Origin of the sequence: Microbacterium sp. UMB0228 (genome assembly GCF_002871415.1) — a bacterium.
GTDB lineage: Bacteria > Actinomycetota > Actinomycetes > Actinomycetales > Microbacteriaceae > Microbacterium.
On sequence record NZ_PNFU01000009.1, the window covers coordinates 77689 to 86919 of the forward strand.

Genomic DNA, 9231 nt, shown 5'->3' on the forward strand with positions numbered 1-9231 from the left:
ACGGGCCACCGACATCGCGGTCAGTCCCGCAGCAGGTCGACGACGGCCACGGGTGGCGTCACCCACTCCAGCTCCGGGTAGCGCTTGAACCACGACACCTGCCGACGGGCGTAGCGCCGCGTGAGCGCCTGCGTCTCGGCGATCGCCTCCTCGGCGGTGGAGCGTCCGTCCAGCTGTGCGAGCGCCTGCGCGTATCCGATCGCCCGCGGGGCTGTCGTCCCCCGCTCCAGACCGCGGTCCCGCAGCCCGGCGACCTCGGCCACCAGGCCCTGCTCCCACATCCGACGCACGCGCGCATCGAGGCGGGCGACGAGTTCGCCCCGATCCACGTGCAGCCCGATCAGACGCGTGTGCGGATACCAGAGCGTCGGCGTCTCGGGGAGGACGGCACCATGCGTCTCGCTCCCCTGCTCGATGATCTCGAGCGCGCGGATCACGCGTCTCCCGTTGCGCGGGTCCACTCGGGCCGCGGCCTCCGGATCGCGCTCACGCAACCGCTGGAGCAGAGACCCGACGCCCTCGCGATCGAGTTCCTGCTCGAGACGCTCGCGGATAGCGGGGTCCCGGGGCGGGAAGTGGAACTCGTAGACGACGCTCGACACGTAGAGTCCGGATCCACCGACGAGGATCGCGTCTCCTCCTGCCGCGTGGATCTGCCGCACGGCCTCTCGTGCGAGCGGCTGATACCAGGCCACGGCGGCGTCCTGCGTCACCTCTCGCGCGTCGAAGAGGTGGTGCGGAATGCCGCGACGTTCGGCGACCGACAGCTTCGCGGTACCGATGTCCATGCCACGGTAGAGCTGCATGGCGTCGGCGTTGACGATCTCCGCCGGGTTGCCGCGCCGCCGGAGCTCCTCGGCGAGATCGAGCGCCAGATCGCTCTTCCCCGTGCCGGTCGCGCCGACGACGGCCCAGAGCCGAGGCGCGGTCACACTCCGACGCGGAGGGTCGGCAGGCCGAGGGAGACGGCGCGCGGAGCGCCGTCGCTCGGTGCCGGCACGGCGCACGACTCGGCCTGTCCCCGATCCCAGGCATCCCCGCCACGCGTCCGGCGGATGCGGAGCGGGGCACCGGTCGGGTCGTCGGCGAGGAGGTGGAACGGCGCGGCGTGCGTCACCGTCACCGTGACGACATCCCCTGGGCGCGGCAGCTCGGACCCGGGAGTGACCTCGAAGTGCACGAGCCGGTTGTCCTGCGCCCGCCCGGTCAGGCGACGCGTCTCCGTGTCCTTCTTGCCTTCGCCCGTGGACACGAGAACCTCGACCTCCCGGCCGACCTGCTTCTGGTTCTCCTCGAGCGAGATGCGCTCCTGGAGCGCGATCAGCCGGTCGTAGCGAGCCTGCACGACGTCCTTGGGCACCTGGTCCGGCATCGTGGCCGCAGGGGTGCCTTCGCGGATCGAGTACTGGAAGGTGAAGGCTCCGGAGAAGCGCGACTGCTCGACGACGCGCATCGTGTCCTCGAAGTCCTCCTCGGTCTCGCCGGGGAAGCCGACGATGATGTCGGTCGTGATGGCCGCGTGCGGGATGCGCTCGCGGACGCGGTCCAGGATGCCCAGGAAGCGCTCGCTGCGGTAGGAGCGACGCATCGCCTTGAGGATCCGGTCGCTCCCCGACTGCAGCGGCATGTGGAGCTGCGGCATGACGGCGGGCGTCTCCGCCATCGCGTCGATCACGTCGTCCGTGAAGGCGGCGGGATGCGGGCTCGTGAAGCGGATGCGCTCGAGCCCCTCGATCTCGCCCGCGGCGCGGAGGAGCTTTCCGAACGCCTGACGATCGCCGAACTCCACCCCGTACGAGTTCACGTTCTGCCCGAGGAGCGTCACCTCGATGGCGCCGTCCTCCACCAGCAGGCGGATCTCGTTGAGGATGTCGCCCGGGCGACGGTCCTTCTCCTTGCCCCGGAGGCTCGGGACGATGCAGAAGGTGCAGGTGTTGTTGCAGCCGACGGAGATCGACACCCAGCCGCTGTGCGCGGAGTCGCGCTTGGTGGGAAGCGTCGACGGGAAGACCTCGAGGGACTCGAGGATCTCGAGCTCGGCGTCACCGTTGTGGCGCGCGCGCTCCAGGAGACCGGGCAAGGACCCCATGTTGTGCGTGCCGAAGACCACGTCGACCCAGGGGGCCTTGTCGAGCACGGCCTGCTTGTCCATCTGCGCCAGGCAGCCGCCGACGGCGATCTGCATCCCGGCCTTGCGGCGCTTGACGGCGGCCAGGTGCCCGAGCGTCCCGTAGAGCTTCCCGGCGGCGTTGTCCCGGACGGCGCAGGTGTTGATGATCACCACGTCGGCCTCGGCTCCGGCCTCAGCGCGGATGTAGCCGGCGCTCTCCAGGGACCCGGACAGACGCTCGGAGTCGTGGACGTTCATCTGGCAGCCGAAGGTGCGCACTTCGTAGGATCGCTGGCGCCCGTCGTCGTCGACGGCCGCCGACGATGCGCTGATGATCGTCGGTTCACTGCGGGGGATAGTCATGATGCTCCCATTGTACGAGCGTCACCGAGAGCCGATCGTGTTCGAACCGTCAGTCGGAATCCACGAACCGGACGCCGGAGACGCCCCCGCCGAACGAGGCTTCCCGCAGCGCCGTCTTCGCCGCGTTCATGGCGACCGATCCCCCGTACCCGCGGCGCGACAGCTGCCCGACCAACCGGCGGAGCGCCGCGTCGGGGTCGAGGCGTCCCATCGAACGCGCTTTGGTCCGGGCGAACTCCAGTGCCCGCTCCGCATCGTCGTCCGGCAGCTCATCGAGCGCGGCGTCGATGACCTCACGAGGAATGCCCCGCTGCGCGAGCGCTCGAGACAGCGCGACCCGCCCCTGGCCCTTGCGTTCGACGCCGGACGTGACGAGGAGTTCCGCGAGCATGGCGTCGTCGAGGTATCCGCGACGCACGAAGTCGTCGATCACGTCTTCGACGGCGTCCGTCGCAAGCCCGTGCCCTTTCAACACCAGCCAGGCCTCGGAGACGGACAGCGACCGCGTGCGGAGCTTCCGCACCAACGACTCCTCCGCCGTCGTTCGAATCTCCGCCGCCGAGGGGCCGCTCTCTGCGTCCGCCCCCTCTTCCGCCGAGCGGGACACGCCGCCGACGGCGCGCAACGTGGTGGTCTTCCCGCCCCGGGAAGCGGCTCGCGCCGAGGCACCCCGGGCCGGGTGCCGCGCGCTGGGAGAACCGTCGTCGACCGACGGGGCCCCTGCCGACGCGGGCTCGTGCCACGTCGACCGCCAGAGTCCCGCCGCGTCTGCGGGCGGCCCCGACCGCGCAGGCGGTGCGGACGACGACTCGTCTGCACCGCCACCGGCCGGATGCTCCGCACGCGTGGGTCCGCCGAAGAGAGGGATGATGGGGGCGATCCGCTCGGAATCGCCCCCACGCTGGTCACTCATCAGGCCGGGCGACGCTCGGCCAGCTCATCAGCACCCGGAGCCGCGGCCGGGCCGCCGATACCGAGCTTCTGCTTGATCTGACTCTCGATCGCCAGGGCGATGTCGGCGTTGTTGAGCAGGAACGTGCGCGCGTTCTCCTTGCCCTGGCCCAGCTGATCGCCGTCGTAGGTATACCACGATCCCGACTTCTTGACGATGCCGTGCTCGACGCCGAAGTCGATCAGGCTGCCCTCGCGGGAGATGCCGACGCCGTAGAGGATGTCGAACTCCGCCTGCTTGAAGGGCGGGGCCATCTTGTTCTTGACGATCTTGACGCGGGTGCGGTTACCCACGGCGTCCGTGCCGTCCTTGAGCGTCTCGATGCGGCGGATGTCCATACGCACGGAGGCGTAGAACTTCAGCGCCTTACCACCGGCAGTGGTCTCCGGGGAGCCGAAGAACACGCCGATCTTCTCGCGCAGCTGGTTGATAAAGATCATCGTCGTGTTCGTCTGGTTCAGACCACCGGTGAGCTTCCGCAGCGCCTGCGACATGAGGCGGGCCTGGAGACCCACGTGGGAGTCTCCCATCTCGCCCTCGATCTCCGCACGCGGCACCAGGGCCGCCACCGAGTCGACGACGATGAGGTCGATGGCACCGGAGCGCACGAGCATGTCGGCGATCTCGAGAGCCTGCTCACCCGTGTCGGGCTGCGAGACGAGAAGGGCGTCGATGTCGACGCCGAGCTTTGCGGCGTAGTCGGGGTCGAGCGCGTGCTCCGCGTCGATGAATGCCGCGATACCGCCGGCCCGCTGGGCGTTGGCGATGGCGTGCAGCGTCAGCGTCGTCTTACCCGAGGACTCCGGGCCGTAGATCTCGACGATGCGGCCACGCGGCAGACCTCCCACGCCGAGGGCGACGTCGAGGGCGATGGAGCCGGTGGGGATGACGGCCACAGGGGCACGCTCATCGCTGCCCAGCCGCATGACCGAGCCCTTTCCGAACTGGCGGTCGATCTGGGCGAGGGCGGTCTCGAGGGACTTCTCGCGGTCGGCGGGTGATGGCATGGTGTGCTCCTTCTGCGCGTGTGCTGCCGCCTGTAGGCTGTCGCGGCTCTTCCGGCGGAAGGAACTCTCCGACAAGGCGTATGGCTTTTCAGCCTGGACCTCACGGTACGACGGGCCTCCGACATTGCGTCGAGGAGCCGCGGATCGTGGGGACCAGAACCGTCTGACCACTTGTGCAGAAGACTACGCCTGGTTCGAACAGATTTTCGACAACACGCCGGTTCGGCGTGTCGGACTTCCGCACACCCGGGAAGCCGCCGTCACCGGCCGCGCGGCTCCAGACGCCCCACGCCGTGGCGACGGGATTCGGGGACATCCATGTCGGCGCAGAGCGCGAGCCAGATGTCGCGCGGAGGTACCCCGGCTTCGAGAGCCTCGAGCGCCGTGCGTCCCCCCATGCCGGAGAGCACGAGGTCATTCACCAGCGAAGAGGCTCGGGCGTGGAACTCGGCGTCGACGGCGCGCAGGAACTCACTGCGTCGCATAAGGGTGATCTCCGAGTGTCAGCGGAGCGAGAGCTCGGGCTCCACGGACGCGACCAGGTCGTCCGGAACGACGTCCGGGAAGACCTGGATGCCTTCGAGCACCGAGATGCGGTCCCCGACCTCGCGCATGATGGTGGAGATGGGGACGTCGAGCGCCTCTGCCACCGAGGCGAGGATCTCGCTCGAGGCCTCCTTCTGTCCGCGCTCGACCTCACTGAGGTAACCGAGAGCGACGGATGCCTTGCTCGCGACCTGCCGGAGCGTCCGCCCCTTCTGCAGACGGAAGTCCCTCAGCACGTCGCCGATCTCCTGTCGTACAAGAATCATCGGAACCTCCTCCGCAGTTCGTGAATCGAGGTCTCCCTCGAAGAGACGGCCAGTCTAGTCCTCCTGGCTTGCACAGAATCTACCCTTGCACTCTGTGGTTTGAATGTGAGCACATCCGTATCAACATGACGCGGGGGGCCGCTATTCCCGCAGCGCAGCTGCCAGCACATCGAGGACCGCCGCGACCGTCTGCGCTCGCACCGCGTCGCGATCCCCCTCGAAGCGGAACGGCCGGGTCAGACTCACCGTCGGGGTGACCACGCCGATGTGGACGGTCCCCACGGGCTGCCCATCCGGGGACTCCGGGCCCGCGATCCCCGTGGTGGACACCCCGACATCGGCGGGGAGACCGTCCACCGCGACGGCCTCGCGCACTCCGGCAGCCATGTGCCGCGCGACCTCCGGGTGCACCGGCCCGTACCGTTCCAGCAGGTCCGTGTCGACGCCGAGCAGCGTGTGCTTGACGCGGGTGGCGTAGGCGACGACGCCGCCGAGGAGCACCGCGGAGGCGCCGGGAACCGCGACGAGCGCCGCGCACACCGCACCGCCGGTGAGCGACTCCGCGACACCGAGGGTCCAGCCTCGCTCCCGCAGAGCGTCCAGAGCCTCGGCCGGCGTCGTGCCGCTCATCGGCTCTGACGCGCGCCGCGCACCTGCGCGACGATGTAGTCGATCCCGCTGACGACGGTGAGCACGAGCACGATGACCATGAGGACGGTCGTCACGACAGTCCACGGGCCGAGTCCGATGAACACGTGCAGCGGCAGGAGAGCCCAGCCGAGGGCGACGCCCTGGAAGGCCGTCTTGATCTTGCCCATCCAGGCGGCCGCGACCACATGCTCGCTTGCGACGACCAGCCGATGGATGGTGATCCCCCACTCGCGGACGAGGATGATCACCACGATCCACCAGGAGACCTCGCCCAGGATCGCCAACCCGACGAATCCGGCGCCGGTGAGGAGCTTGTCCGCGATCGGATCCCACAGCTTGCCGAAGTCGCTGACGATGTCGTAGCGACGTGCGAGGTAGCCGTCGACCCAGTCGGTCGAGATGGCGACGATGAAGAGGACGGCGGCGATCCAGCGCACGGTGAGATCGGCGAGGCCGTACGTCCCGCCGACGAGCAGGAGGACGAAGAACACCACGGCGAGCGGGATGCGCGCCACCGTGATGGCGTTGGGGAGCTGCCGAGGGATCGCCATCAGTCGCGTCCCGTCAGGCCCCAGGCGTCTTCGTCGCCCTCCGCTTCGACGACCGGCAGGCCGTCGTACTGCGCCTCCAACGGGTCCCGCTCGGCCGGCGGCACCGCTGCGGCGGCGGGCGCAGCCGGAGCCGCCGGAGCCGACGGAACGTCTTCGCCGCGGAGCTTCGCCATGACCTGCGGCAACTGCTCGGGGGTCGCGAGCACATCGCGCGCCTTCGAGCCCTCCGAGGGGCCGACGACCTCGCGCGACTCGAGGAGATCCATGAGGCGTCCGGCCTTGGCGAAGCCGACCCGCAGCTTGCGCTGCAGCATCGACGTCGATCCGAACTGCGAGGAGACGATGAGCTCGGCCGCCGCGAGCAGGAGCTCGAGGTCGTCGCCGATGTCCTCGTCGACCTCCTTCTTCTTCGCCGGCTCCATCGCCTCCTGGACGTCGGCACGGTACTCGGGACGCGCCTGACGCGTGACGTGCTTGACGACCGCGTCGATCTCCTTCTCGTCGACCCACGCACCCTGCAGCCGGAACGGCTTCGACGAGCCCATGGGCGAGAAGAGCGCATCACCCTGGCCGATGAGCTTGTCGGCGCCGGGGCTGTCGAGGATCACGCGGCTGTCGGTGACGCTCGTGACCGCGAACGCGAGACGGGACGGCACGTTCGCCTTGATGAGGCCGGTGACGACGTCGACGCTCGGGCGCTGCGTGGCGAGCACCAGGTGGATGCCGGAGGCGCGGGCGAGCTGCGTGATGCGGACGATCGAGTCCTCGACGTCGCGCGGGGCGACCATCATGAGGTCCGCGAGCTCGTCGACCACGACGAGGAGGTACGGGTACGGCTTGAGCACCCGTTCGCTGCCCGGGGGCACCTCCACCTCGCCCGCGCGCACGGCGCGGTTGAAGTCGTCGATGTGGCGGAAGCCGAACGACGCGAGGTCGTCGTACCGCATGTCCATCTCCTTCACGACCCACTGCAGCGCCTCGGCGGCCTTCTTCGGGTTCGTGATGATGGGGGTGATCAGGTGCGGGACACCGGCGTAGCTCGTCAGCTCCACACGCTTCGGGTCGATGAGGACCATGCGCACGTCGGACGGGCGCGCCCGCATGAGCAGGCTCGTGATCATCGAGTTCACGAAGCTGGACTTACCGGAGCCAGTGGAACCGGCGACCAGGAGGTGCGGCATCTTCGCGAGGTTGGCGACGACGAAGTTGCCACCCACGTCCTTGCCGACACCGATCGTGAGCGGGTGCGTGCTCTTCTGCGCAGCCGCCGACCGCAGCACGTCGCCGAGGGCGACCGTCTCGCGGTCGGTGTTCGGGATCTCGATGCCGATCGCGCTCTTGCCGGGGATCGGCGAGAGGATGCGAACGTCGTTGGAGGCGACCGCGTAGGCGAAGTTGTTGCTGAGCTGCAGGATCTTCTCGACCTTGACGCCGTGGCCGACCTCGACCTCATACTGCGTGACCGTCGGACCACGGGAGAAGCCGGTGACCTTGGCGTCGACCTTGAACTGGTCGAGGACGCTGGTGATCTGCTCGACGATGCGGTCGTTCGCCTCCGAGCGAGCCACCGAGGGCGGTCCCTCGGACAGCACGCCCGGCGACGGGAGGATGTAGGGGGCCACAGGGGCCTGCGGGCCGCGGTCGCCGGGGCCCTCCGTGCCGAAGCCGTCCAGTCCGGGCAGCTCCGGCATCTCGCCGGTGTCCGACTCGTCGTCCAGCAGCGCGGTCGTCTGCTGCTCCGCGAGCGCGTCGGTCACGGAGCGCACGTCGCTGAGCACCTCGGTCGCCGCGTCGTACGGGTTCGCCACCGTCACGGCCTGGTCGTATGCGGGGGTGGCCTCCGTGGTGGACAGGAGCGCGGTGATGTCGTCGGACGCGAGCGTGCCCTCGTCGGGGTCTTCCTCGCGACCGGTCTTGTTGCGTCGCCACCAGGGCAGCACGTCCGGGTCGTCGACCTTGTCGGCCTCGTCGACCGCGGCCGCGGTGTCCTTCGCCGGCTTCTCCGGGCGCTCCGCGTCGAACATCCACGCGTAGAGGTCTCCCAGCCGGGCACCGATGCGGTTCGGCGGGGTCTTCGTGAGGATGAGGATGCTCAGGGCCGCGAGCAGCCCGAGGATGAGGTACGCCGGGATGTCGGTGAGGTACGTCAGGGGCTGGCCCACGAGCCACCCGAGCAGGCCACCGGACTCGCTCAGCGCTGGCATGCCCTGGTTCGGGTGGGGACGAGGGCCGGCGACGTGGAAGATCCCCGCCAGAGCGAGCACGAACATCCCGAAGCCGATACCGATGCGCCCGTTGTCGTGCACAGACGACGGATGCCGGAACAGCCATCCCGCCAGGAGGAGCAGCAGCACCGGCATGATGAAGGCCACCCGACCGACGAAGAGCCCCACCGAGTAGGCGCTGATGTTCGCCGCGACCTCGTTGCCGATGAAGAACCACTCGTTGACGGCACCGAGCGCCGCCAGGATCACCAGCAGAAACGGGAATCCGTCCCTGCGGTCGTCCTTCTGCAGCGTCTCCGGCCCGAAGGCCCGGAAGAGTCCGCCGACGCCGTGCGCGAGCCCGTTCCAGGCGCGCGCGGCGACAGGCGGCTTGTCCGCCTCGTCGATGTACTTCTTGGGTGCGGGCTGCGCCTTCGGAGCCGCCTGCCGCTTGGGGCGCGACGGGGCGCTCGTCGAGGCGCGCTCGGTCTTGGTGCTGCTCCTGGCCATGCCTCCACGGTACGACCCGCGACCGACATCTCCGCGTCACCACGCGGAACTCGACGATCACGGCGCGCGAC

The 9231-nt window shown here is 69.3% G+C and carries 9 protein-coding genes; all 9 read right to left on the bottom strand.

The annotated features are described in order from the left end of the window. Positions 1-20: 20 nt before the first annotated feature. The 9 genes from miaA to CJ226_RS16665 all read right to left on the bottom strand — a co-directional run bounded on the left by miaA (position 21) and on the right by CJ226_RS16665 (position 9160). The gene (miaA, locus tag CJ226_RS16625) at positions 21-932 is read right to left on the bottom strand and encodes a tRNA (adenosine(37)-N6)-dimethylallyltransferase MiaA (protein WP_102209867.1); all 912 of its coding nucleotides are present in this window, start codon (positions 930-932) and stop codon (positions 21-23) included. Beyond that, complete coding sequence (gene miaB / locus CJ226_RS16630) at positions 929-2473, bottom strand: tRNA (N6-isopentenyl adenosine(37)-C2)-methylthiotransferase MiaB (protein WP_060921069.1); 1545 nt, start codon at positions 2471-2473, stop codon at positions 929-931. Before miaB ends, miaA begins: the two co-directional genes overlap by 4 nt. Before the next feature lie 49 nt (positions 2474-2522). Beyond that, positions 2523-2996 carry a regulatory protein RecX gene (locus CJ226_RS18525; protein WP_257996719.1) on the bottom strand — a complete coding sequence of 158 codons (474 nt, stop codon included), beginning with the start codon at positions 2994-2996 and terminating at the stop codon, positions 2523-2525. A 389-nt stretch (positions 2997-3385) separates the two neighbouring features. Beyond that, the gene (gene recA, locus CJ226_RS16640; RefSeq protein WP_025103229.1) at positions 3386-4432 is read right to left on the bottom strand and encodes a recombinase RecA; all 1047 of its coding nucleotides are present in this window, start codon (positions 4430-4432) and stop codon (positions 3386-3388) included. Between the two features lie 260 nt (positions 4433-4692). Next, positions 4693-4917: a DUF3046 domain-containing protein gene (locus tag CJ226_RS16645; protein ID WP_060921072.1), complete on the bottom strand. Its 225-nt coding sequence runs from the start codon at positions 4915-4917 to the stop codon at positions 4693-4695. An 18-nt stretch (positions 4918-4935) separates the two neighbouring features. Continuing rightward, positions 4936-5244, bottom strand: coding sequence for a helix-turn-helix domain-containing protein (locus CJ226_RS16650; RefSeq protein WP_025103227.1), 309 nt, complete (start codon positions 5242-5244; stop codon positions 4936-4938). Positions 5245-5385: 141 nt separating this feature from the next. Further along, positions 5386-5874 carry a CinA family protein gene (locus CJ226_RS16655; RefSeq protein ID WP_102209869.1) on the bottom strand — a complete coding sequence of 163 codons (489 nt, stop codon included), beginning with the start codon at positions 5872-5874 and terminating at the stop codon, positions 5386-5388. After that, the gene (gene pgsA / locus CJ226_RS16660; protein WP_025103225.1) at positions 5871-6446 is read right to left on the bottom strand and encodes a CDP-diacylglycerol--glycerol-3-phosphate 3-phosphatidyltransferase; all 576 of its coding nucleotides are present in this window, start codon (positions 6444-6446) and stop codon (positions 5871-5873) included. Before pgsA ends, CJ226_RS16655 begins: the two co-directional genes overlap by 4 nt. Next, positions 6446-9160, bottom strand: coding sequence for a DNA translocase FtsK (locus tag CJ226_RS16665; protein WP_102209870.1), 2715 nt, complete (start codon positions 9158-9160; stop codon positions 6446-6448). Before CJ226_RS16665 ends, pgsA begins: the two co-directional genes overlap by 1 nt. Between the last annotated feature and the right edge of the window lie 71 nt (positions 9161-9231).